The organism is Tenacibaculum retecalamus, assembly GCF_027941755.1.
Taxonomy (GTDB): domain Bacteria; phylum Bacteroidota; class Bacteroidia; order Flavobacteriales; family Flavobacteriaceae; genus Polaribacter; species Polaribacter haliotis_B.
This window is the reverse complement of record NZ_CP115916.1, coordinates 2,849,268-2,873,638: the sequence shown is the minus strand read 5'-3', so window position 1 is coordinate 2,873,638 and position 24,371 is coordinate 2,849,268. Positions and strand designations below refer to the sequence as shown.

Annotated in this window: 19 protein-coding genes and 1 pseudogene; 11 read left to right on the top strand and 9 right to left on the bottom strand. The window is 31.2% G+C overall.

Annotation, left to right across the window (positions count from 1 at the left end):
* Positions 1 to 52: 52 nt before the first annotated feature.
* Entirely contained in the window at positions 53 to 436 is a 384-nt protein-coding gene (locus PG912_RS13535) for an ankyrin repeat domain-containing protein (RefSeq protein ID WP_275687963.1), read from the bottom strand.
* A gap of 164 nt (positions 437 to 600) precedes the next feature.
* Positions 601 to 2,460, bottom strand: coding sequence for a B12-binding domain-containing radical SAM protein (locus tag PG912_RS13530; RefSeq protein WP_275687962.1), 1,860 nt, complete (start codon positions 2,458 to 2,460; stop codon positions 601 to 603).
* A 230-nt stretch (positions 2,461 to 2,690) separates the two neighbouring features.
* Here PG912_RS13530 and PG912_RS13525 point away from each other — a divergent pair, with 230 nt between their 5' ends.
* The 3 genes from PG912_RS13525 to PG912_RS13515 all read left to right on the top strand — a co-directional run bounded on the left by PG912_RS13525 (position 2,691) and on the right by PG912_RS13515 (position 6,710).
* On the top strand, positions 2,691 to 5,015 hold the full coding sequence (locus PG912_RS13525; RefSeq protein ID WP_275687961.1) for a GH92 family glycosyl hydrolase: 2,325 nt from the start codon (positions 2,691 to 2,693) through the stop codon (positions 5,013 to 5,015).
* Between the two features lie 187 nt (positions 5,016 to 5,202).
* Entirely contained in the window at positions 5,203 to 5,478 is a 276-nt protein-coding gene (locus PG912_RS13520) for a helix-turn-helix domain-containing protein (RefSeq protein ID WP_275687960.1), read from the top strand.
* Positions 5,479 to 5,480: 2 nt separating this feature from the next.
* Positions 5,481 to 6,710 (top strand): type II toxin-antitoxin system HipA family toxin, encoded by a 1,230-nt coding sequence (locus PG912_RS13515; RefSeq protein ID WP_275687959.1) that lies wholly within the window; start codon positions 5,481 to 5,483, stop codon positions 6,708 to 6,710.
* Here the strand turns inward: PG912_RS13515 and PG912_RS13510 are convergent.
* From PG912_RS13510 to PG912_RS13495, 4 genes are all read right to left on the bottom strand, one after another.
* Positions 6,707 to 7,846: an ATP-binding protein gene (locus PG912_RS13510; protein WP_275687958.1), complete on the bottom strand. Its 1,140-nt coding sequence runs from the start codon at positions 7,844 to 7,846 to the stop codon at positions 6,707 to 6,709. The two genes, PG912_RS13515 and PG912_RS13510, sit on opposite strands and share 4 nt — an antisense overlap.
* 3 nt (positions 7,847 to 7,849) lie before the next feature.
* Entirely contained in the window at positions 7,850 to 8,605 is a 756-nt protein-coding gene (locus tag PG912_RS13505; RefSeq protein WP_275687957.1) for an SDR family NAD(P)-dependent oxidoreductase, read from the bottom strand.
* 129 nt (positions 8,606 to 8,734) lie between these two features.
* Positions 8,735 to 9,646, bottom strand: coding sequence for a hypothetical protein (locus PG912_RS13500; RefSeq protein WP_275687956.1), 912 nt, complete (start codon positions 9,644 to 9,646; stop codon positions 8,735 to 8,737).
* 84 nt (positions 9,647 to 9,730) lie between these two features.
* Positions 9,731 to 10,162 (bottom strand): hypothetical protein, encoded by a 432-nt coding sequence (locus PG912_RS13495; RefSeq protein WP_275687955.1) that lies wholly within the window; start codon positions 10,160 to 10,162, stop codon positions 9,731 to 9,733.
* Between the two features lie 130 nt (positions 10,163 to 10,292).
* On the opposite strand from PG912_RS13495, the gene PG912_RS13490 reads away from it, so the two are divergent.
* The 3 genes from PG912_RS13490 to PG912_RS13760 are packed head-to-tail and all read left to right on the top strand — an operon-like array spanning position 10,293 to position 11,844.
* The gene (locus PG912_RS13490) at positions 10,293 to 11,399 is read left to right on the top strand and encodes an NAD(P)/FAD-dependent oxidoreductase (protein WP_275689063.1); all 1,107 of its coding nucleotides are present in this window, start codon (positions 10,293 to 10,295) and stop codon (positions 11,397 to 11,399) included.
* Positions 11,396 to 11,695, top strand: coding sequence for a hypothetical protein (locus PG912_RS13485; protein ID WP_333780672.1), 300 nt, complete (start codon positions 11,396 to 11,398; stop codon positions 11,693 to 11,695). The genes PG912_RS13490 and PG912_RS13485 overlap by 4 nt, the downstream gene beginning before the upstream one ends.
* Before the next feature lie 20 nt (positions 11,696 to 11,715).
* A complete protein-coding gene (locus PG912_RS13760) occupies positions 11,716 to 11,844 on the top strand; it encodes a hypothetical protein (protein WP_333780671.1) in 129 nt (42 codons plus the stop codon).
* 122 nt (positions 11,845 to 11,966) lie between these two features.
* Here the strand turns inward: PG912_RS13760 and PG912_RS13870 are convergent.
* From PG912_RS13870 to PG912_RS13470, 3 genes and pseudogenes are all read right to left on the bottom strand, one after another.
* Positions 11,967 to 12,901 (bottom strand): annotated as a pseudogene (locus tag PG912_RS13870) (ABC transporter ATP-binding protein).
* 264 nt (positions 12,902 to 13,165) lie between these two features.
* On the bottom strand, positions 13,166 to 15,247 hold the full coding sequence (locus PG912_RS13475) for a M13 family metallopeptidase (protein WP_275687954.1): 2,082 nt from the start codon (positions 15,245 to 15,247) through the stop codon (positions 13,166 to 13,168).
* Positions 15,248 to 15,307: 60 nt separating this feature from the next.
* Positions 15,308 to 17,464, bottom strand: a complete 2,157-nt coding sequence (locus PG912_RS13470; RefSeq protein ID WP_275687953.1) for a prolyl oligopeptidase family serine peptidase — start codon at positions 17,462 to 17,464, stop codon at positions 15,308 to 15,310.
* 164 nt (positions 17,465 to 17,628) lie between these two features.
* Between PG912_RS13470 and trxA the strand changes: the two genes are divergently transcribed.
* The 5 genes from trxA to PG912_RS13445 all read left to right on the top strand — a co-directional run bounded on the left by trxA (position 17,629) and on the right by PG912_RS13445 (position 24,276).
* A complete protein-coding gene (trxA, locus tag PG912_RS13465) occupies positions 17,629 to 17,988 on the top strand; it encodes a thioredoxin (protein WP_275687952.1) in 360 nt (119 codons plus the stop codon).
* 294 nt (positions 17,989 to 18,282) lie between these two features.
* Positions 18,283 to 19,254 (top strand): ribonucleotide-diphosphate reductase subunit beta, encoded by a 972-nt coding sequence (locus PG912_RS13460; protein WP_275687951.1) that lies wholly within the window; start codon positions 18,283 to 18,285, stop codon positions 19,252 to 19,254.
* Between the two features lie 174 nt (positions 19,255 to 19,428).
* Entirely contained in the window at positions 19,429 to 21,828 is a 2,400-nt protein-coding gene (locus PG912_RS13455; protein ID WP_275687950.1) for a ribonucleoside-diphosphate reductase subunit alpha, read from the top strand.
* 367 nt (positions 21,829 to 22,195) lie between these two features.
* On the top strand, positions 22,196 to 22,867 hold the full coding sequence (locus PG912_RS13450) for a hypothetical protein (protein ID WP_275687949.1): 672 nt from the start codon (positions 22,196 to 22,198) through the stop codon (positions 22,865 to 22,867).
* A gap of 71 nt (positions 22,868 to 22,938) precedes the next feature.
* Positions 22,939 to 24,276 (top strand): deoxyguanosinetriphosphate triphosphohydrolase, encoded by a 1,338-nt coding sequence (locus tag PG912_RS13445; RefSeq protein ID WP_275689062.1) that lies wholly within the window; start codon positions 22,939 to 22,941, stop codon positions 24,274 to 24,276.
* Positions 24,277 to 24,371 lie beyond the last annotated feature (95 nt).

The following is a 24,371-nucleotide window of genomic DNA, read 5'->3' as shown; positions in this document are numbered from 1 at the left end:
ATTGAAAAGGCTTCACAAATTGTGAAGCCTTTTTTTTAAAATTCGGGGCACTTTATTTTTCTAATGCAGTAGTAATTACTTTATAAGCTGCATGTGCTTTAGACATTTTTGCATAATCTAACGCTGTATAATTTCCTTTATCGGATTTTGTCTTTAGTTTAGCGCCTTTTTTAATTAGTAATTTAACGATAGCTACTTTGTTATATCTAGCAGCAAACATTAACGGAGTTAAGCCTGTTGATTTTCTGTTAATATTGGTTCCGTTTTCAATCATTGCTTTAACAGCTTCGTAATTACCAGCTGTAATTAACTTACAAAAAGTACTAACTTTATAATATTCGGTAGTAGTTTTTACTGTTGTTTTGTTTATTTCTGAAGCTGAAACAGTTCCAAAAGATAATGCGATTGCTAATACTGTAAATACAAATTTTTTCATGATATTATGTTTTTTAAGATTCGGTTTATATCTAAAAAGACGACGATTAAAAAAAAACGTTTCAGTAAAAAGAAAGGCTTAACAAATATTTATGATTACCTCTTAATTTTTTATTAAATTAAAAATCAGTTATTTAAGTTTGTGTAAATTAGTTGATATTAAATTTAGGCAGTTAAAAAACCTGCAATCAAATTAGTATCTTGGGTTGTTTTTGGTGTTTTAAAATCAAAGTATTTATGTAAAGGAATTTCAAATCCTTTGTAATTTAAATAATTATTTAAAGCGGTATTTAATCCTTCGCTATATAGGTGATGTTCTGCACCTGTGGGATCTTCGTGATACAAATCATTTTCAGCAAAACCTTTAAATTCTGGCTCAGTAATATTAATTTTAAATTCATCCGGATTTTTACCAACCGGGCTATGACTAGTACAAGCAAACATGTGCCAAAAAGCAGACTGAATACAATTATTTTGAAATAACTGACGCACAACTTCTAAAGAATCAATAGTTTCTTGCGCTGTTTCTGTAGGAAAACCGAACATTAAATAAGCATGTACCATGATGTTTTCATCAGAAAAAGCTTTGGTTACTCTAGCAACTTGTCCAATATCTACCCCTTTTTTCATTTTAGCTAATAACCTATCTGAAGCAACTTCTAAACCACCAGTAACGGCAATACATCCCGATTTAGAAAGTAAAGCACACAATTCTGGAGTAAATGTTTTTTCGAATCGAATGTTAGTCCACCAAGTAATAAAAACCTTTCTTTCTAGTAACTTATTTGCTAGAGCTCTCAACATTTTCGGCGGCGCAGCTTCATCAACAAAATGAAAACCTGTAATACCTGTTTCAGAGATTATTTTTTCAATTTTATTCACTAAATCATCAGCGGTTGTATTTTGATAATTCCCTATATAATCTAACGTAACATCACAAAAAGAACACTGTTTCCAATAGCATCCGTGAGAAATGGTCAGTTTATTCCATTTTCCATCAGACCACATTCTGTGCATCGGATTCATAACATCTAAAAACGATAAATACTTATTTGTTGGAAGTCCTACATAACTAGGAGCAGGCAAGTTTTTATGATGAAAAATGGTGTTTGGTGTTTTATCAGCATAAATAACTTGGTTATTTTTACAGATAAAAGTTCTTTCTAAACCATCTTCTTTTATTTTACCATCTAAAAACTCTGTGATTTTTAATAACGGACCTTCACCATCATCCAAAGTAATAAAATCTATGAAATCAAAAATTCTTGGGTCAGATAAACGTCTTAACTCGGTGTTACAATAACCGCCACCCATACCAATTTTAATACTAGGATATTTTTGTTTTATAAACTGTGCACAGCGTAAAGCCGAAAATAAATTACCAGGAAAAGGTACTGTAAAACAAACTAAATCATAGTTGTCTTTTTGTAGTTTCTCTTCTAATAAATACAACATTTCATCTTCTATTAAGGTAGTTTCATATTGTAAAAACTCGTTAATAGTATCGAAACTAGAGGCAGATCTTCCTAGTTGTTCTGCATAGCGTGTAAAAGAAAAAAACTCATCGACATTGGCATTTATATAATCGCCTAATTCTTCTACAAAGAGTGTTGCAATGTGTTTGGCTTTGTCTAAAATTCCTAATTTTCCGAATTCGGTAGTTAAATCTTTATTTAATTTAATACGTCTATGTCCGTGCGGTAAATAATCTTTATGTACCATCTGATACGCTGCTGTAACTTCTTGCACGCGCAAATAATCCATCACAGAATCTACCTTATTTATGTATTCTTCTTTTTGTTTATCAACTAAAGGAAAATCACTATTACCAAGCATTTCTGCTTGCTTAAAAATAGCCTCTATAAACTCTTTGGTAAACACCGCAGTAAACAGCTCGATACTTAAATCCATTTGCGTTGCTTTTACATCTTTAGATTCTAAAAAACCTTTAATGTATGCGGTTGCAGGATACGCAGTATTTAATTGTGTAAAAGGAGGTGTTACTAAAAGCGTGTTTATAGACATATAATAATAAATAAAGCACAAAGATACTTTTTAAGGCAGTACTTTTTAGCTGATTTATTAAAACAGTTTTAACGTTTATAAAAAGAGCCTCTTTAAATGTAGTGTTTAAATTTAAACATTTTGAGTTGAATTGTTGTTATTTCTATCTCTTTGGTTTTATAGTATTTTTATTATGCTATTTTGAGTTTATTTTGCGTTATTAGCATTGTAAACCTATTTTTAGTAATAATATGAAAAAATATTTATCATTTTTAGTGATTTTGAGTTTGTGTTTATTTGTGGTAAGCTGTAAACAAGAGTTAAAAGAGAGTGTAGTAGATCAAAGACAAAAAAAAGATTTTACAAAACATGTAAATCCTTTAATTGGAACTAGTAAAATGGGACATGTTTTTCCTGGAGCAACTGCTCCTTTTGGAATGGTACAGTTAAGTCCTCAAACTAATTTTGAGGTTATGTTTAATGAAAACGGTAGCTACAATAGTAAAACATATGAATATTGTGCGGGTTATCAACATAAAGATTCAACAATTATAGGTTTTGCTCACACTAATTTTAGTGGAACAGGGCATGCTGATTTAGGGGATTTTTTAGTAATGCCAACTACAGGGAAACTAACATTAGACCCATTAAAAACAAAAGAAGGTACTAAAGGATTTTATTCAACGTTTTCACATGATACCGAAAAAGCATCTCCAGGTTACTACAAAGTTAATTTAGATAGTTACAATATAAAAGCTGAACTAACAGCTAGCGAGCGTGTTGGTTTTCATCAATATACATTTCCTAAATCTACCGATTCTCATGTTATTTTAGATTTAGTGTACAATATCTATCATCATGATAATAAAAATGTATGGACATTTATTCGTGTAGAAAATGATAGTTTAATAACAGGTTACAGACAAACAAAAGGGTGGGCAAGAACAAAAAAAGTGTTTTTTGCGATGGAATTTTCTAAACCATTTAAAAGTTATGGTCATAAAAAATACAATAAAGAAACGTATGATGGATTTTACAGACGTTTTAAACAAAATGAAAATTTTCCTGAAATGGCAGGAAAAGATATAAGAGCTTATTTTAATTTTGATACAGAAGAAGGTGAAAAAATAAATGTAAAATTTGCTTTATCACCAGTAAGTACCAATGGAGCTTTAAATAATTTAAAAGAAGAAATTCCGCATTGGAATTTTGATAAAACAAAACAAGAAACTAAAGATAAATGGAATAAAGAGTTAGGTAAAATTGATGTAGAAACAATTTCTGAAAAAGAGAAAACTACTTTTTATACCGCTTTATATCACACTAATTTATCACCTATTTTGTATGAAGATGTTGATGGGAAATACCGAGGACTAGATCAAAATATACATACTTCTGATGGTTTTACGAATTACACCATATTTTCTCTTTGGGATACTTACAGAGCATTGCACCCATTGTACAACATAACACAACCAAAGCGAAACAACGACATGATAAAATCGATGTTAGCACATCACGACCAGAGTGTACATAATATGTTACCAATTTGGAGTCATTATGCTAATGAAAATTGGTGTATGATTGGGTATCATGCAACTTCAGTTATTGCTGATGCATTAGCAAAAAACGTAGGAGATTTTGATGTAAATCATGCACTTAAAGCATCAACAAACACAGCCACGGTTCGTTATTTTGATGGTATTGGGGATTATATTGATTATAAATATGTTCCAGAAGATAAAAGCCATTCATCAGTATCAAAAACATTAGAATATGCTTACAACGATTGGTGTATTGCTCAAATTGCAAAAAAAGTTGGAAAAGCTGATGTAGAAAAAGAGTATTTAACAAGAGCTGAATATTATAAAAACGTTTATGATCCAACAATCGGATTTATGCGACCTAAATTATCTGATGGTACTTTTAGAAAAAACTTTGACCCAATGGATACGCACGGACAAGGTTTTATTGAAGGAAATGCATGGAATTACGGATTGTATGTTCCGCAAAACATTGATAAAATGATTGAAATGATGGGAGGTAAAGAAAAATTTAGTAAGCAACTAGATGAATTATTTACCACAGAAATAGCTGATAAATACATAGCAAACCATGAAGATATTACTCGCGACGGAATTATAGGAAATTATGTGCATGGTAACGAGCCAGGACATCACATTCCGTATTTATATAATTGGATCGGACATCCTAAAAAAACACAACAAAGAGTTCGTATGATTATGGATACCATGTATAGTGATACTGTTGATGGTTTGTCTGGTAATGACGATGCGGGTCAAATGAGTGCTTGGTATATATTTAGTAGTTTAGGTTTTTATCCTGTAACGCCAGGGTCGTCAAATTATGCAATTGGAAGTCCGAATATTAAAGAAGCTACTATTTATTTAGAAAACGGAAAAACCTTAAAAATTACGGCTCAAAATCAAAGTAAAGAAAACGTATTTGTAAAAAGTATAACAATAAACGGTAAGAAAATAACAGATAATGTACTTTCTCATGCTGATATTATAAACGGAGGACAACTAATTTTTGAAATGAGTAAAGAGCAATAAAACGAAATTATTTTGCACAAAGGGTTATAAAAAAAACAACACTCAAAAGGTGTTGTTTTTTACATCAAAAATAAAATTAATTGCTATTATAGCAGCAATTTTTAAAACATATCATTAAAAAAAGATGTTATAGCAGCAATTTTTAAAATATAATTATTATATTAGTATTCTAAACTAAGAGTACGATATGTGGGGATATGGAGATGAAAAATCGCCTAAAGAAATAATGATTCTTTTATCAAAAAGAGCCAGAGTTTTAAGGAAACAAGAAAAAATGTCTCAGAAGGAATTATCAGAAAGATCAGGAGTATCTTATGCTAGTGTTCGAAAATTTGAAACAACAGGTATTATTTCTCTAGAATCACTTTTAAAAATTTGTGAAACTCTTAAACGTTTAACAGATTTTGAATCAATATTACTGCCAAGTGATATGAAACGGAAAAAAGAGTTATTTAATTATTAACTATGGCAACAACTAAACTTAATGTATACATACAGTTTTCTAAAGAAGAAGAGCTTATTGGTGAACTTGTTTTAGATGGTAGAGATATATTATTTAAATATAGTGATGCTTATTTAGAAGTAGGAAAAAATCTGTCTCCTAATCAATTAATGTTTAATGATACTCCTCAAACAACCAAAGAAAAACCATTTAATGGTCTTTTTGGTGTGTTTGCTGATTCTTTACCAGATGCTTGGGGATATTTGTTAATAAAGAAACGCCTTAGTACAAATCGAGTTGCTATTGAATCTCTTAATGCGTTAGATCATTTAACATTTGCAGGGAAGAACAGTATGGGTGCACTACAGTACAGACCGAGTGTAGCGTTAGAGCAAGAAGCTGTAGAAATTAATCTAGACAAACTAAAGGATAATGTTTCTGAAGTAATAAGCGGAGAGAGTAGTGCCATAATTGATGATATGTTTGGAAGAGGAGGTAGCCCAGGTGGAGCACGACCAAAAATTTATGCAGGATATAATCCGAAGACAGATTCACTCATTAGTGGTGTGGCTAATCTTCCGGAAGAATATGAGCATTGGATTATTAAATTTGCTGCGGATGTAGATTCGAAAGATATCGCCAATATAGAGTTGACTTATTATAAAATGGCCTTAGATTCAGGAATTGAAATGTCTGAATGCAGAGTGTTTACTAGTAATTCTGGAAATAGTTATTTTGGAACCAAACGATTTGACCGTATAGGAAATGATAAACTTCAAATGTTATCAGCTGCAGGACTTCTAAATGATGATTACGAGCATAGTACCATAGATTATGGAAATTTAATTTACCAAGCAAAGAAGTTAACAAATAACGCACAAGCTGCTGAACAAATGTTCCGTAGAGCTGTTTTTAATATTTTAGTACATAATCGAGACGATCATTCTAAAAATTTTGCTTTTTTAATGAATGCTGAAGGAGAATGGTCACTAGCACCTGCTTACGATTTAACTTTTTCATCTTCTTCACAAGGGTATCACAGTACATCTTGTGCTAAAAATTATGTAGATCCAGGAAAGAAAGAATTATTAGAGTTGGCAAGTGCATTATCAATAAAAAAAGCAAAGATAATTATAGATGAAATAAAAGAAGTTACTAATCAATGGAAACGATATGCTGTATTGTATAGAGTTTCAGAAGCTTCAACAAAAACCATTGAAGCTAGTTTAAAAACCATTCGTACGAGGTTTTAATTATATTTCACTTTACGCAACACACGCATTGCTTCTTTGTATTTTATATAGGCAGTTTTATCTTCTAAATTTTTAATATAATTTTTTATTTTTTTTAGCTGTTGAGGTGCGTCTAAAACCCCGTTTAAATAGCATATTAAATAGGAGGTAGGTAGTTTGTAAACGTTTTCAGATTCAGTTATCGAAAGCTGTTTATTATTCTCAATTTTGGTAACAATAGCATTGTTATTGTTATAAATATGATGTAAAATAGTTTTATCGTATTGAGGAGCTTCAAACAAAAATTCGGTTATAATATCATGTTTACCATTACCTTTAAAATGAATAATTGTTTTTTCTAACGGATAATGTTTTTCAGTGCCATCGATTCCTAAAACAATATATTCGGTAATTATAAACGATTGTTCATTGTAGCTAATCTGAACATCATCTAAGGCAGAAAAAAACAAACGAACTTGTTCATTTATCAATTCAATATCTACTCTAGTATAAAATATTTCATGGTTAATTAGTTTCTTTTTTCCAGCCCAACACAATACAAACTGCTCGTTAAACACTTTGTATTGCGGATTATATTTAGGCTTGTGATTGTTGATAAAATCAAAAACACCATCGAGAGTTAATTGTATATTGTTGCTAGCGTTTTTTTCGATTGCAGCTACAATAGTAGTATTTGCATCATTTAAGGTAAAATTGCCTTCAGAAGGCATTGAGTTACTTCCTCTGCGAAAAAAAATAGTGTTTTTACGGTATTTCCAAATATTTTTTAAAAGTGATGTAATTTTATTATTAGGGTAAATAGTTACTAAACCTATTACTTTATGACGCGGCAAACGTGGAAAAGGAACATTTTCATATTCTATTTTTGGAGGATTGTTTAAATAAGCGTTTATTAAATTCTGAATTTTACTATCATCATAAAAATCAACTCCTAAAATCTTATTTTCTTCATCTTTAACCCCAATAACAATGTATGAGTTATTACTAGGGTTTGAGTTAGATAAGGCACAAACATGTTTTATAAATTTAGCTTTTCCTTCTTTTGAATTTAAGGATAGTTTTTGTTTTTTATCATAAAAACTATTTTCATCGTTATGAGAAAGAAGGTTTTTAATTAAAAGACGTTTGTTAATCACAATTTATGCATTTTTATTTATAATTGATGCGGTAGCTTGCGCGGTAGGATACACCACTAAATCTTCAATATTTACATGATATGGCCTACTGATAACAAAGTAAATAATATCAGCAATATCTTCGGGTTGTAATGCTTTGTAGCCTTGGTATACGGTTTTTGCTCTTTCGGTATCTCCTTTAAAACGAACATCTGAAAACTCGGTTTCTACCAATCCTGGGTGAATAGCAGAAACTCTAATATTATGTTTGTTTAAATCAATACGCATTCCTTTATTTAAAGCGTTTACAGCGAATTTAGAAGCACAATATACATTTCCGTTAGGATATACGTCTTTACCAGCAATAGAGCCGATATTAAGAATAAATCCGTTGTTTCTATCAACCATTTGTGGAATTATTGCTTTTGAAACATATAATAAACCTTTTACATTTCCATCAATCATGGCATCCCAATCATCAATACTTCCTTCTTGAATGCTACTTAACCCGTGGGCATTTCCTGCATTATTAATCAAAATATCAATATGCTTAAATTCATCAGGTAAATTACCAATGGCTTGTTGCACTTGTTCTTTATAACGAACATCAAATTGTAAGGTATGTATTTTTGTTAAGGTTGATAATTCTTGTTGAAGTTCTTGTAGTTTTTCAGTACGTCTTCCACAAATAATAAGGTTGATATTATTTTTAGCAAAAAGACGAGCGGTTGCTTTACCAATACCTGAAGTTGCTCCAGTAATTAAGGCTGTTTGTTGCATTTTTTGTTTTTTTATAAAGGTAAAATATTTTATGTTAAGCATATATTATAAAACATAAAAACCGCTCTATTTCTAGAGCGGTTTCCTTTAGTTGGCTACTACCCCAACCAAAAATCAACTAACCAAACTTTATTTTAAATATTTTCTATCAACGGTTTTACGTTGTATTTTAGTACGTTTTCTACTGTTATTCCTTACAGAAGATTTTGTAATACTTTTATTTTCGTTTTTTAAATATTGTACAAATCCTCTACCAGAAAAAGTGTACGTTGTTTCAGAACTTAGGTGAAATAATTGTATCCTTTCATCATTTATAACGCTTAATTCAAACTCTTCTGTATCGCCGCCATCATAATTAAGTGTTAAAAGTTTTAAGTTGTTAATACCGTTATAATTAGCAACTTCATAACCACCTACATAATCCCAACTAATATTATCAATATTTGTGCCAAAAGCATCGTGTGATGAATAGAAAGTTACATCATTTTCTGGTGTAAATTGCAAAAAGTGTTCGTCATCAAATACATTTGGAGAACCTCCAGAAGCATCTGTTCTTTCCCAACCTATATATTCTTGTAAGAAATATTCGATGTTGTCGTAAAACAACTTATCGTAATTGAAATTGCTTCTTTGATATCCGATTAAATAATAACTTACATTTTGCGATAAATCATCAATTCTAATTTCATCATCTGCTAATTGTACTACTTCAAAATTATAATTACCATCTAAATCATGATAAGTTTCTAACACGGTTCCACGAGGAACATAGTCACCTACAGCAATTCCTAACCCGTTACCAGTTTTACCAATATCAACAATATTGTTATTTGCATACATGGTTCCGTTTAAAAAAGAAACTGTAAAAGCTTTTGATAAAAAAGAAACATCGCCACTACCAGTAGTTCTGTGATAATCAATATACCATAAGTCATAGCTTGAAATGTATTCGTTTAAAGAAAAATCAGTATCCTGAACCACACAAGACGTTAAAGCTATACTTGCTATAATTGTAAATAAGAGTAATTTTATACGTTTCATAAGCATTGGTTTTATGGTTATGATTACTCAATTTCAAAATACGTGCCAAAAACAAAAAACCACCTCATTATGAGGTGGTTTTTGTTAGTTTTGAGGTTTTGCTGTGGGCATAAAAACTCTTTTCTCTTTTTTAATATTTTTTATTTTATAATAATGAATTTTCTCATCTACTTTATAAGTAACTACGGCTTCAGTATTTTTTAATTCAAAAGGAAACTCCTCTTTAGTTTTTGCGGTATTTCCATATTCTTTTACAGGATCACCATTTAAAACTAAGTCTTTTTTATCTTCACCTGTTGAGGTTTTATAACGAGCAGCAATGTAATTTTTATCCTGTTTTTGTTCAATTACAGCGGTTATAACTTTATTTTGAAAATACACTTTTTGAAAATCGACAGATTGGTTTTCTGTAAACTCAATCATTAAATTAAGTGTGTTGTTACCAGGTAAACCACCAGTAATATGAGAGTAAGATGCGGTGTTAACCGTAAAAGGAGGATTTGATTCTAGTTTCATGCTTGCACACTGTGTAAAGCTTAGTGCCAAAATTAAGATTCCGAATAACTTCATAATATTACTTTTTATTGTTTAAATTTAAATATTCAAGTAGTGTGCCAAGGTACAAATATATATAGAAATTAAGATGTTGAATTACAGTTATTGGGAATTAAAGGAATGGTTTACAAATGTAGATTTTACCATTGTTGGTAGTGGAATTGTAGGTTTAAATTGTGCATTGAATTTAAGAAGAAAATATCCGAAAGCTAAAATTATAATTTTAGAAAAAGGGATGTTGCCACAAGGAGCAAGTAGTAAAAATGCAGGTTTTGCTTGTTTTGGTAGTTTATCTGAATTGATAGATGATTTAAAAACACATAGTGAAGAAGAGGTTTTTAATTTAGTAGAAAAACGTTGGAATGGATTACAATTACTTCGTGAAAATTTAGGTGATAAAAATATTGATTTCCAACAAAATAAAGGATATGAATTATTTAATGATTCAGTGTTTTATGAAGAATGCTTAGTTGAAAAAAATAAAATTAACCAATTACTAAAGCCACTCTTTTCTTCGGATGTTTTTACGATTGATAACAATTTTTTTGAGTTTCAAAATATTCATCAAAACTATATTACCAATCAGTTTGAAGGGCAAATTGATACAGGTAAAATGGTAACGAAGCTACTTCAAGTAATTCAGCAAAGTGATATAAAAATTTTAAATAATATTACCGTTAAAAATTTTGAGGAAATTGGGAATAAAGTAGCTATACAAACCAATAAAATTAGCTTTTCCAGCAATAAATTATGCATTGCTACAAACGGATTTGCAAACCAATTGCTCAATGAAAATGTACAACCGGCAAGAGCACAAGTGTTAATTACAAAACCTATAAAAAATCTTCACATTAAAGGAACTTTTCATTTAGATAAGGGTTATTATTACTTCAGAAATATTGATGATAGAATTTTGTTTGGAGGCGGAAGAAATCTCGATTTTAAAGCCGAAGAAACCTCAGAATTTGGAGAAACAATAATCATTCAAAATAAATTAGAAGAAATTTTAAAAACGACAATTTTACCAAACACTAATTTTGAAATTGAACATCGATGGAGTGGAATTATGGGCGTTGGAAGTCAGAAAAAAGCAATTGTAAAACAACTATCTAACAATGTTTTTTGCGGAGTTCGTTTAGGCGGTATGGGAATTGCTATTGGTAGTTTGGTAGGAAAAGAATTAGCAGATTTATTATGAAGGTAAAAGGAGAGTTATACGCACAATGCGTTACATATGTAAATAAAAGACTGCAAACGGTTGAAGAAATTATTTCATCAAATCAAAAAGCATTACAATCTGAAACAAAAAGTTCAGCAGGAGATAAGCATGAAACAGGACGTGCAATGTTGCAATTAGAAATGGAAAAAGCAGGGCAACAACTTAGCGGAATTACAAAAATGAAAGAGATTCTTTCCAAAATAAATGTTGATAAAGTTTCTAAGGTAGCACATTTAGGAAGTGTAGTTAAAACAAGTAAAGCGTCTTTTTTTTAAGTATTAGCTCAGGTAAACTTATGGTTAATAATGACGTTTATTTTGCAATTTCTGTTTCGTCTCCAATAGGACGTATTTTATTAGGTAAAACAACAGGCGATGTTTTTATTTTTAATAATATTCAGCAAACAATAAATGATGTTTTTTAATTTAAAAGTAGGGTAAAATAAACTTAATCTGTTTTTATTATAGGAAAGGTTGCTACACCCTTCAAATGAAAAAGAGTTTTTATAACACACTATTATTTATACAAATAATAGTGTGTTTTTTATTAAAAAACTGTCTCATTAAATTTTAATGAAACTATTTTTTTTATTTTAATAGTTGATGAGTGATTTAAAAAAATGGATGCACCATTATAACTCACTTCAATTAACCAATAATTACCTTTAAAATACGTGTTTTTAACAATTGCTTTTATTATTGAGCTTTCAACAATTTTTATTTGATGCGGATATAATAATACTTTTTTATTGTTGATGAGAACCTCATTTACATCATCAAATAAAGCGGCTATATATTTTAACTTCGGATTTTTATATAAGTTCATTGGTATATCATTCGCAATTATTTGATGGTCTTTAATAACAATCATTTTATCAGCAAAAGAAAGTGCGTCATTACCATCGTGAGTGGCTATAATACAAGCAATATTTTTTTCCTTTAAGTAGGTAAATAAGTTTCTACTTAGCGAATTTTTTTAAAATTATCTATTTGTCCGAAAGGTTCATCGAGTAATAACAATTCAGGTTCTTTAGCTAAGGCACGAGCAATGGCAACGCGTTGTTGTTGACCACCGCTTAAGTTTTTTACTTTGATGTTGGCAAAGTCAGTCATTTCTATTACCCCTAATAACTCACTTGTTCTTTTTTCTGCTTCTTCTGGATAAAAACGAGATAAGAATTTTTTAATGTTTTCACTTACAGATGTAAATGGCATTAAGTCGAAATCTTGCGCAACGTATTTAAAAATATCGATACCGGGAACTAAATAATGCGCAGGTCCTAAGATTTTAAAATCATTCCAATATATGTTTCCTTTGTCAACATCTAATAAGCCGTATATAATTTTTAATAAAGTTGATTTTCCGCAGCCACTTTCGCCCATTATAGATACATGCTCTCCTTTTTGTAAAGAGAAATTGATGTTTGTAAGTGTTGTTTTTTCTTTAATATAAGAAAACGAAATATTGTTTACCTGTAGCATGATTGCAAAAATAGAGTTTCTATTGTTTTTTGCGTTAGCGATTGAACGGTTTGTTTGAGCTCTTTTTTGAGGCACGAAAAAAAAGCGAGTAGTGAAAGCGCGACCGTTTACGGTAACGCCCAACTTATCGATACGATTTTTTCGTGCCTCAAAAATCACTCGAAGTGACAGGAATAAAAAAAACCGACACTTTCGTATCGGTTTTCTTTTATATAGTTTGTACAATTTTCCGTAAAGAAAATCATTACAGAAGACACTGCGTGTCTACCAGATTCTAACTCTTTCTTCTGGTTTTAAATACATTTTATCACCTTCTTTAACATTAAAAGCTTCATAGAAAGCATCAACGTTTTTAAGTGGCATATAGGCTCTGTATTGACCAGGAGCGTGTGTGTTTGTCATGATTAAGTTCTTTAAAGCTTCATCACGCATTTTAGTTCTCCAGATTGTTCCCCAAGAAAGGAAAAAACGTTGGTTTGCAGTATAGCCATCAATATCAGCAGGTTTTCCGTTCTTTTCTAAGAAAATTTGTAAACCTTCGTAAGCAGCTTGTACACCACCTAAATCACCAATATTTTCACCTAAAGTAAATTCACCGTTTAAGTGCATGCTATCGATTGCAACAATATCGCTGTATTGTTTTACTAATTGCTTACCAATTACAGCAAATTTTTCAGAATCTGTATCAGTCCACCAGTTTTTAAGATTTCCATCGCCATCAAAACGAGCACCAGAATCATCAAAACTATGAGAAATTTCGTGACCAATTACTGCTCCGATACCACCATAATTTACAGCCTCATCTGCTTTGTAATCGTAAAAAGGAGGTTGTAAGATTGCAGCTGGAAAAACGATTTCGTTGTTTACAGGATTAAAGTAAGCATTTACAGTTTGAGGAGACATTCCCCATTCTGTTCTGTCTACAGCTTTTCCTAATTTCTCCATGTTTTTGTTATAATTCCACTTCGTAACGTTTTTAGCGTTTTCGAAATAAGAACCACCATTTTCTAATCCTTTTACTTGTAATTCAGAGTAGTCTTTCCAAACATCAGGATAGGCAATTTTAACCGTTAACTTGTGTAACTTTTCTAATGCTTTTGTTTTAGTTTCAGCACTCATCCATTCTAAACCAGCAATACGCTTTTCGAAACCTAACATTACATTGTTGATCATTTCTTTTGCTTTTGCTTTTGCTTCTGGTGGAAACATTTTATCAACATATAGTTTACCTAAAGCTTCACCAACAGCACCATTTAAATTACCTAAAGCACGTTCGTTTCTTGGGCGTTGTTGCTTTGCACCACGCATTTCTTTACTGTAAAATTCCCAATTAGCAGTTTCTAAATCGGTAGATAATAAACCAAGTGAATTGTTAATTGTATTCCAACGGAATAACAATTTAATATCTTCTACAGAACGAGCATCTAAAATTCCGCTTAATGCTTTAAAGTATCCAAGATCGGTAACAATTATTTTCTCAAGATCAGTAACACCAATACCTTCTAAATGTGCAGCCCAATCAATTGCAGGAGCTAATTCAGTTAATTCAGCAACCGTCATAGGGTTATACATTTTACGTGTATCTCTACGCTCTTCTTTTGTCATCATTGGCTCTGCTAAACTTTTTTCGAAAGCAACAATAGTAGCTGCGTTCTTTTTAGCGGTAGCTTCATCATCACCAAAAGTCATTAATGTTTTAGCAACAAACTCTTGATATTTAGCTAATTTGTCTGCTACTTTAGCATCCATATAATAATCACGAGATAAACCTAAACCACCAGCGCCCATATAACCTGCGTATTGGCTGCTGTTTTTTAAATCGTTATAAACGCCAAAACCATAAAAACCACCACCACCATAAGGTGCCATGTTTGTAATGTAGTTTTCTACATCTTTTTTAGTTTTAATTTCTTCAATTTTAGCTAAAAAAGGCTTAATTGGCTCGGTACCTTGCTTGTTTCTAGCAACAGTATCCATTATAGTTTCGTAATAGTTTACTGCTTTTTCTTGATCAGAATCTATTTCATTTCCTTCAGCGTCTTTTACCTTCGGAAAATCTCTTTCTTGAATTGCATCATTTAAAATAACCAATACATCAGCATCCGTTTTTTTACGTAATTCACCAAAACCACCCCAAGAAGTTCTGTCAGCAGGAATCTCGGTTTTGTCCATCCAAGTTCCGTTTACATATCTAAAGAAATCATCTGTAGGTTTAACAGAAGTATCCATGTTTTCAATAATAATTCCCTGAGATTTTTTCTCTTCAGGTTTACTTTCTGTTTTACACGAAGCAATTGCTATGGAAGCAACTGCAGTAGTAAACAGCATTTTGTGAATGGTTTTCATTGTGTTTAATTTAGATTGATTTATGTATTAGTACCTATAACCTTTTATCTGTTACAGTTTTTAACTCTTAATTTTAGATTTTGGTGGATTCGGTAACTGATCAAATCCCATATTAAATAGGGTAAATCCGAAAATATCAGCATACTGCTCTATTGTTTTTGCAACCGGTGTTCCGGCACCATGACCAGCATTTGTTTCGATACGAATTAATACCGGATTTTCTCCTTGTTGTTTGTCTTGTAACTCGGCAGCAAACTTAAAACTATGCGCTGGTACCACACGATCATCATGATCACCAGTAGTTACCATTGTTGCTGGGTAAGCCACATTTTTAACATTATGTACAGGAGAATATCCTTTTAAATAATCGAACATTTCTTTGCTTTGTTCTGCGGTTCCGTAATCGTACGCCCAACCTGCTCCCGCAGTAAATGTATGATAACGTAACATATCTAATACACCAACGGCTGGTAAAGCTACTTTCATTAAATCTGGTCGTTGGGTCATTGTTGCTCCGACTAATAATCCACCGTTTGATCCACCACGAACGGCAAGAAAATCTGATGAGGTATATTTTTGGTTGATTAAATATTCAGCTGCAGCAATAAAATCGTCAAATACATTTTGCTTTTTTAATTGTGTTCCGGCATCGTGCCATTTTTTACCGTATTCACCACCACCACGTAGGTTTGGTACTGCGTATACACCACCTTGTTCCATCCAAACAGCGTTTGCGATACTAAAACTAGGAGTTAAACTCACGTTAAATCCGCCGTAACCGTATAAAATAGTTGGATTTTTACCGTTTAATTCTAGTCCCTTTTTATAGGTAATAATCATCGGAACTTTTGTTCCGTCTTTCGAAGTATAAAATATTTGTTTGCTTTCATAAGCATCACCATTAAAAGAAATGGCAGGTTTCCAATAAACAGCATATGTTCCTTCTTTCGGATCGAATTTATAAGAAGAACTTGGTGTGTTGTAGTTTGTAAATGAAAAATACAATTCTTTAGCAGTTGCTTTTCCGCCAAAACCACCGGCAGATCCTACGCCAGGTAATTTTACTTCACGAATTAATTTTCCGTCATAATCATATTGTACTACTTTAGAAACCGCATCTACCATATATTTAGCAAAGAAATAACCTGCCCCTGTTGACGGACTTAAGACGTTTTTTGTTTCAGGAATAAAATCTTTCCAATTTTCAGGAGTTGGATTAGAAATATCTACAGTAACTACTTTTTTATTAGGTGCATTAAGATTGGTTACCAAGTATATTTTAGAGCCAATATTATCTATCGGGTAGGTATCACTATCTGTATGATTTAAGATTGTTATTAATGAACTATCAGGTTTAGAAAGATCTTTAAAAAATAATTTATTTCCAGATGTTGATACACTTGCTGTAATTACAAGGTAATTGTCGTCTTCAGTAACACTACCACCAACATAACGATGTTTTTCTTGAGGAGTTGCTCCAAAAATAATAGCATCTTCTTTTTGTGCTGTTCCTAATTTATGATAGTATAATTTATGTTGATCTGTCTTAGCAGATAATTCACTTCCTTTTGGCTTATCGTAACTAGAATAATAGAAACCTTCGTTTTTGTACCAAGAAATTCCAGAGAACTTTACATCAATTAATGTATCACCAATAATTTCCTTACTCTTGGTATTCATAACAATTATTTTACGCCAATCGCTACCACCTTCAGAAATTGAATAAGCAACTGTTTCACTGTTTTTAGAAAAACTAACAGCGCCTAATGATGTTGTTGCATCTTCAGAAAACGTATTTGGATCTAAGAAAACCTCTTCTTTACCTTCTTTATCTTTTCTATATAAAACATATTGATTTTGCAATCCGTTGTTTTTATAAAAGTAGGTGTATTCGCCTTCTTTAAAAGGCGTACCTATTTTTTCGTAGTTCCATAATTCAGACAAACGATTTTTTAACTGCTCGCGATATGGTATTTTACTTAAATAATCGAAGGTTACTTCATTTTCAGCCTTAACCCAATTTTCAGTTTCTGTACTTCTGTCATCTTCTAACCAACGATAGTTATCGGTTATTTTTGTTCCGAAAAAATCATCTACTACAGGTTTTTTAGTCGTTTCTGGGTACTTCACAGCAATTGTGTTTTTAGGTTGATTTTCTTGTTTACAAGACACTAAAATAGTACTCGCACAAAGAATCGAAAAAAGGATTTTTTTCATGGTATAAATATTAGTTAATTCTTTCAAAGTTAGCAGAAAAAAGTATGAGACTCCAATTTTTTAAGACGATTTTAACACTAAATAACCTTATTGTAATTTATAAGGTATAAAAACGACTACCTTTAAGCTTGAGAATTTTCAAGTAAATAATTAATATAAACAGCATGACAGAGAATTTAACAAAAGCAACTTTTTTAGAAAAGGTATTTAATTTCGAAGAGAATAAAGAGTGGAAATTTGAAGGAGACAAACCAGCATTAATTGATTTTTATGCAGATTGGTGTGAACCTTGTAAAACTTTGGCTCCGATTTTAGAAGAATTGAGTAAAGAATACGAAGGTAAGATTGATATTTATAAAATTGATACAGAAGCAGAACAAGAATTATCTGCCGCTTTCGGAATTCGTAGTATTCCTTCAATGTTATTTTGTAAAGCGGGTGAACAGCCTCAAATGGCAAACGGAGCATTACCAAAAAAACAAATAGAAGAAATTATAAAAGATGTTTTAAAGGTAGAAAAATAAGCCTAAAAATAAATTGAAAAAGTGATGTGAAAACATCACTTTTTTTATGCAAAAAAACCAAAACAGGAAACTCAGTGATTATCACTACTCAAGCATATTTTTTAATTTTAAACTCTTGTTTTTAAACGATTTGTGCTTTTGTTGTAAAGACGCTCTTTTGTGCTTTTTTTTCAATTTGTTGAAAACTTCAAGGGATTTGTGAATAAGTAAGGCTTTCAGTTTTTAGTAATTTTTTGAATCTTTGTTAACCCTCTAGAAAATAAAAATAACATTAAAATTTAGCACAAATATATAATGGCTTTCATCGAACCAATTTTACAAGAAAACAAAGATAGATTTGTAATTTTTCCAATTCAACATGACGATTTATGGGAGTGGTATAAAAAACAACAAGCTTGTTTTTGGATCGCCGAAGAAATCGATTTATCTGTAGATGTTATAGATTGGGAAACGAAGTTAACTGACGATGAACGTTATTTTATTAAGCATGTTTTAGCTTTTTTCGCTGCTTCTGATGGAATAGTAAATGAAAATTTAGCAGAAAACTTTGTAAACGAAGTTCAATATTCTGAAGCAAAATTCTTTTATGGTTTTCAAATAATGATGGAAAACGTGCATTCTGAAACGTATTCGTTATTAATAGATACATATGTAAAGAATGATGCAGAAAAAGATAAATTGTTTAAGGCAATTGAAATTTTTCCAGCGATTAAAAAGAAAGCAGATTGGGCATTAAAATGGATAGAGTCTGATTCGTTTGCAGAACGATTAATTGCTTTTGCAGCGGTTGAAGGTATTTTCTTTTCAGGGTCTTTTTGTTCTATTTTCTGGTTAAAGAAAAGAGGTTTATTACCAGGATTGGCATTTTCTAACGAATTAATTTCTCGTGATGAAGGAATGCATTGTGACTTTGCAGTTCATTTACACAATCATCACATGGTAAATAAAGTACCGAAAGATCGTATTCGTGAAATTATTTTAGATGCTTTAAATATTGAAAGAGAATTTATTACAGAATCTTTACCTGTAAGTTTAATTGGTATGAATGCTAAATTAATGACACAGTATTTAGAGTATGTAACTGATAGATTATTATTAGAATTTGGATGCGATAAAGAATATGAAGCTACAAATCCGTTTGATTTTATGGAGATGATTTCTTTAGAAGGAAAAACAAATTTCTTCGAAAAAAGAGTTTCTGAATACCAAAAAGCAGGAGTATCATCAGGTGGTACTGGAGACATTAGTTTCGATGCTGATTTTTAAAAAATAAACACACACAACTGCTAACCCCCTACATGCGGTAAATTTTGCTAAAGTATATTTATGCTTTAGTATCATACGTTTCTTTATAGAAACAAAACAATTAAATAACTATAATAAGGTTACTATAAAACGTAATGTTTTAGGCGACTTTATCAATTAAAACCAATTAATAATATGTATGTAGCAAAAAGAGATGGTAGGAAAGAGCCTGTGATGTTCGACAAAATCACATCAAGGGTTAAAAAAATGTGTTACGGATTAAATAAAATTGTTGATCCCGTAAAAGTTGCCATGCGTGTTATTGAAGGTTTATATGACGGTGTAACAACTTCAGAATTAGATAACTTAGCTGCAGAAGTTGCTGCAACAATGACTACTGCACATCCTGATTATGCTAAATTAGCAGCAAGAATATCAGTATCTAACTTACATAAAAACACCAAAAAATCGTTTTCAGAAACGATGGTTGATTTGTACAAGTATGTAAATCCTCGTACAGAAAAAGAATCTCCTTTATTGGCTGATGATGTTTATGACATTATCATGAAAAATGCTGATAAGTTAGATTCTACTATTATTTATAATCGTGATTTTAATTATGATTATTTTGGTTTTAAAACATTAGAGCGTTCTTATTTATTAAAGTTAAACGGTAACATTGTTGAGCGTCCTCAACACATGTTAATGCGTGTATCTATTGGTATTCATAAAGAAGATATTGACGAAGCAATCGCTACATACGAGTTAATGAGTAAAAAATATTTTACCCATGCTACGCCAACATTATTCAACGCAGGTACACCAAAACCACAAATGTCGTCTTGTTTTTTATTACAAATGCAAGATGATAGTATAGAAGGTATTTACGATACACTAAAACAAACTGCTAAAATTTCGCAATCTGCAGGAGGTATTGGTTTGTCTTTACATAATATTCGTGCAACAGGAAGTTATATTGCCGGTACCAATGGTACATCAAACGGAATTGTACCAATGTTAAAGGTATTTAATGATACTGCACGTTATGTAGATCAAGGAGGAGGAAAACGTAAAGGTTCTTTCGCTATGTATTTAGAGCCTTGGCATGCTGATATTTATGATTTTCTTGATTTAAAGAAAAATCATGGTAAAGAAGAAATGAGAGCGCGTGATTTATTTTACGCAATGTGGATTTCTGATTTATTTATGGAACGTGTGCAGCAAGATGCAGATTGGACGTTAATGTGTCCACATGAATGTCCGAATTTATTTGATACTTACGGAAAAGAATTCGAGCGTTTATATACAAGTTATGAAGCTGCCGGAAAAGGTAGAAAAACGATTAAAGCACGTGATTTATGGGAGAAAATCTTAGAATCGCAAATAGAAACAGGTACACCGTACATGTTATATAAAGATGCTGCTAACCGTAAATCGAATCAGAAAAATTTAGGAACTATTCGTTCTTCAAATTTATGTACTGAGATTATGGAATATACAGCCAAAGATGAGGTAGCTGTATGTAATTTAGCATCCATAGCAATACCAATGTTTGTTGGTGAAGATGAAAATGGAAATAAATTTTTCGACCACGATAAATTATTTACTGTAACTAAAAAAGTAATTAGAAACTTAGATACGGTAATTGATCGTAACTACTATCCGGTTATCGAAGCTGAAAACTCTAATGTTCGTCACCGTCCGGTAGGATTAGGAATTCAAGGATTGGCAGATGCTTTTATTATGTTGCGTATGCCATTTACATCTGATGAAGCTAAGAAGTTGAATCAAGAAATATTCGAAACCTTATATTTTGCCTCTGTAACTTCATCAATGGAAATTGCGAAGGCAAAAGAACCATATTCAACATTTAAAGGTTCACCAATGTCTGAAGGAGAATTTCAACACAATATGTGGGGAATTAAAGATGATGAATTAAGTGGTCGTTGGGACTGGAATTCTTTACGTACTCAAGTAATGGAGCATGGTGTTCGTAACTCTTTATTAGTGGCACCAATGCCAACAGCATCTACCTCTCAAATCTTAGGAAACAACGAAGCTTTCGAGCCTTATACATCTAATATTTATACGCGTAGAGTATTATCAGGTGAATTTATCGTTGTAAACAAGCATTTATTAGAAGATTTAGTAGAAATGAATTTATGGGATAATAATATGAAGGAAGATATTATGCGTGCAAACGGATCTATCCAACATATTGATGCTATTCCTCAAGATTTAAAAGATTTATACAAAACAGTTTGGGAAATGAGTATGAAAGATATTATCGATATGGCGCGTCATAGAGGTTATTTTATCGATCAATCTCAGTCTTTAAACCTATTTATGAAAGATCCTGATTATGCGAAACTAACTTCAATGCATTTTTATGCTTGGAAAAGTGGTTTAAAAACAGGAATGTACTATTTACGTACAAAATCGGCAGTAAATGCAAAGCAATTCACCTTAAACATCCAAAAGAAAGATGCTGTAGTTGAAGAAGAAAAACCAATGAGTGCTACAGAATTTAAAGCCATGGTTGATGCTTCTAAAAACGGAGCACCAGACGATGATTGTTTAATGTGTGGGTCTTAAACCAAAATTAAATTAAAAGTTGATAAAGAGAAGTCGAAAAGGCTTCTCTTTTTAAAGAAAATTTAAAATAAAAGTACATAGAGTAAAAACAAAACATAAAAAAAGCGATATTGAAAATATCGCTCTTGGTAAAATATTTTAATTTTTTCCTTTGGACGGGAGTAAAAATTATTAAAGAAAAAGAATATTGAGATTGACTCATCTCAATTCTTTGTTTTTCAAACTTACAAAACAGTATTCTTTTCACCAAGTTATTTTTCTAAATTTTATCATAGTTTAAATTAAGCTTTATGGCCTTGTTTTTAGACTTGCGAATAGACTTATTAACAAAAAACAAAAAAGTTAATAAGCTTAAAAACCCAATAAAATGGCGTATAAAATATCTATAAACCCTTTAATTGATTTTATTAAAGGAACAGAAGCTAAAAAGAAAAGAGTAATTAAAAATCAAAAAGAACCTTCAGTTATAATGGTTGGTTGGCATCAGACATCAAGGGCGTGTATTAAAAAGTCCCTATCTTTAAATGGTGATAAAAAACCAATAATTGAAGGTTCAATTAGGTTGAAGTCTAAGATTGTTGAAAAACCAAGGCAACTTCAAAATAAGTTTGTATCTCTAGAAGGAATGCAGAAATATTTAAATATGGAGATTCCGGAAATGCTTAGAAATCATAATCTAAGTATAATTAAAAAAAGACCTGTAAAATCGACATTTATTAAAGGGGTTGAAATTACTGTTTCTCCAGATATAATTTTTACTATGGATTATCAAGGAAAAAAGTATATTGGAGGGGTTAAAATTCATTTATCAAAAGGAAATATTTTTGACACTCAAGAATTAAAAATTGTTGCAACGATTTTACATAAGTATATTTCAGAAATTGCATATGAGTACGATGCTATTCCATTATCAGAAATTTGTTATTCTATGGATGTTTTTGGGGAAAGAATAGTTTCCTCACCCAAGAGACCAGAAATGATTCTTTCACAGATTGAAGATATTTGTGAGGAGGTTAAACGATTTTGGAGTGTGGCTTAATTAAAAGTAAAAAAAAGAGAAGTCGAAAGGCTTCTCTTTTTTTAGTAAATTCGACAAATTTTATTCAAATGATGAACTGGGAACAACTCCTTTCTTTAAAACGTTTTGGTGATACACAAAAACGCGAACGCATATTACAAGACGAAACCCGTTTAGGCTTTGAAGTAGATTTTGATAGAATCATATTTTCATCAGCTTTTCGTAGTTTACAAGATAAAACACAGGTAATTCCGTTATCGAAAACCGACTTTGTACACACCCGATTAACACACAGTTTAGAAGTGTCGGTAGTTGGTAGAACCTTAGGAAGACGTGTTGGTAAAGTATTGTTAGAACGTCATCCGAATTTAGTAGATTTAGGCTACACTTTTAATGATTTCGGAGCCATAGTTGCAGCAGCATCCGTAACACACGATATCGGGAATCCGCCTTTTGGGCATTCAGGAGAAAAAGCCATCGGAGAGTATTTTAAAACCGGTAACGGATTAAAATATAAAGAGCAACTTACCGAAAAAGAATATCAAGATTTAATAGATTTTGAAGGAAATGCAAACGGATTTAAAATTTTAACCGAAAATAATCAGGGTAGCGAAGGTGGTTTGCGTTTAAGTTATGCAACCTTAGGAGCATTTATGAAATATCCTAAAGAATCACTTCCGAAGAAACCAACAAAACATATTGTTGATAAAAAATACGGATTTTTTCAATCAGAAACAGCAGCTTTTTTAGATGTAGCCAATGATTTAGGTTTACAGAAAAAAGAAAGTGACGGAATTTCATATTACCGCCATCCATTAGCGTATTTAGTAGAAGCTGCAGATGATATTTGTTATACAATTATCGATTTTGAAGATGGAATTAACTTAGGGTTAATCAACGAAGAATATGCTTTAGAGTATATGATTAAGTTGGTTAAAAACACGATTGATAGTAAAAAATACCATTCATTAAAATACACAAAAGACCGTATTAGTTATTTACGAGCCTTAGCAATAGGTGTGTTAATTAACGAAGCTGTTGATATATTTTTAGAAAACGAAACAGCTATTTTAAATGGTAATTTCGAAAAATCGTTATTAGACAAGTGTAAGTATGAGGCACAAATTAACGATATCATAAAAATAAGTGTAGAAAAAATATACCGTAGTAAAGATGTTATTGAAAAAGAAGTAGCAGGGTATAAGATTATTGCCGATTTATTAGATGTTTTTGTAACGGCATTAAACAATAAGTATAACGGAACACAATCTAACTACGATACACTGGTGTTGAATTTACTTCCTGAGGAATATCAACAAGAAAAAGCAGCACTTTATGATAGGGTTATGCAAATTTGTAGTTATGTATCTGGCTTGTCAGATAGTTTTGCCATACGATTGTTCAAAAAAACAAAAGGAAATATTACGTAATTAATTATTTAATTGTTTTTTTGTGAGTATATAATCTATAATTTAGTTTTTTTTTAAATAAGTTAGGGTAATTTTAACACTAACTGTTATATATC

Bases quoted from the DNA above. Each gene is read 5' to 3' on its own strand.
- PG912_RS13495 (WP_275687955.1), bottom strand. From the start codon at position 10,162: ATGAAACTAGAATCAAATCCTCCTTTTACGGTTAACACCGCATCTTAC.
- PG912_RS13500 (WP_275687956.1), bottom strand. From the start codon at position 9,646: ATGAAACGTATAAAATTACTCTTATTTACAATTATAGCAAGTATAGCT.
- PG912_RS13455 (WP_275687950.1), top strand. From the start codon at position 19,429: ATGTATGTAGCAAAAAGAGATGGTAGGAAAGAGCCTGTGATGTTCGAC.
- PG912_RS13485 (WP_333780672.1), top strand. From the start codon at position 11,396: ATGAAGGTAAAAGGAGAGTTATACGCACAATGCGTTACATATGTAAAT.
- PG912_RS13535 (WP_275687963.1), bottom strand. From the start codon at position 436: ATGAAAAAATTTGTATTTACAGTATTAGCAATCGCATTATCTTTTGGA.
- PG912_RS13505 (WP_275687957.1), bottom strand. From the start codon at position 8,605: ATGCAACAAACAGCCTTAATTACTGGAGCAACTTCAGGTATTGGTAAA.
- PG912_RS13445 (WP_275689062.1), top strand. From the start codon at position 22,939: ATGAACTGGGAACAACTCCTTTCTTTAAAACGTTTTGGTGATACACAA.
- PG912_RS13450 (WP_275687949.1), top strand. From the start codon at position 22,196: ATGGCGTATAAAATATCTATAAACCCTTTAATTGATTTTATTAAAGGA.
- PG912_RS13760 (WP_333780671.1), top strand. From the start codon at position 11,716: ATGGTTAATAATGACGTTTATTTTGCAATTTCTGTTTCGTCTCCAATA.
- PG912_RS13460 (WP_275687951.1), top strand. From the start codon at position 18,283: ATGGCTTTCATCGAACCAATTTTACAAGAAAACAAAGATAGATTTGTA.
- PG912_RS13530 (WP_275687962.1), bottom strand. From the start codon at position 2,460: ATGTCTATAAACACGCTTTTAGTAACACCTCCTTTTACACAATTAAAT.
- PG912_RS13520 (WP_275687960.1), top strand. From the start codon at position 5,203: ATGTGGGGATATGGAGATGAAAAATCGCCTAAAGAAATAATGATTCTT.
- PG912_RS13475 (WP_275687954.1), bottom strand. From the start codon at position 15,247: ATGAAAACCATTCACAAAATGCTGTTTACTACTGCAGTTGCTTCCATA.
- trxA (WP_275687952.1), top strand. From the start codon at position 17,629: ATGACAGAGAATTTAACAAAAGCAACTTTTTTAGAAAAGGTATTTAAT.
- PG912_RS13470 (WP_275687953.1), bottom strand. From the start codon at position 17,464: ATGAAAAAAATCCTTTTTTCGATTCTTTGTGCGAGTACTATTTTAGTG.
- PG912_RS13525 (WP_275687961.1), top strand. From the start codon at position 2,691: ATGAAAAAATATTTATCATTTTTAGTGATTTTGAGTTTGTGTTTATTT.
- PG912_RS13515 (WP_275687959.1), top strand. From the start codon at position 5,481: ATGGCAACAACTAAACTTAATGTATACATACAGTTTTCTAAAGAAGAA.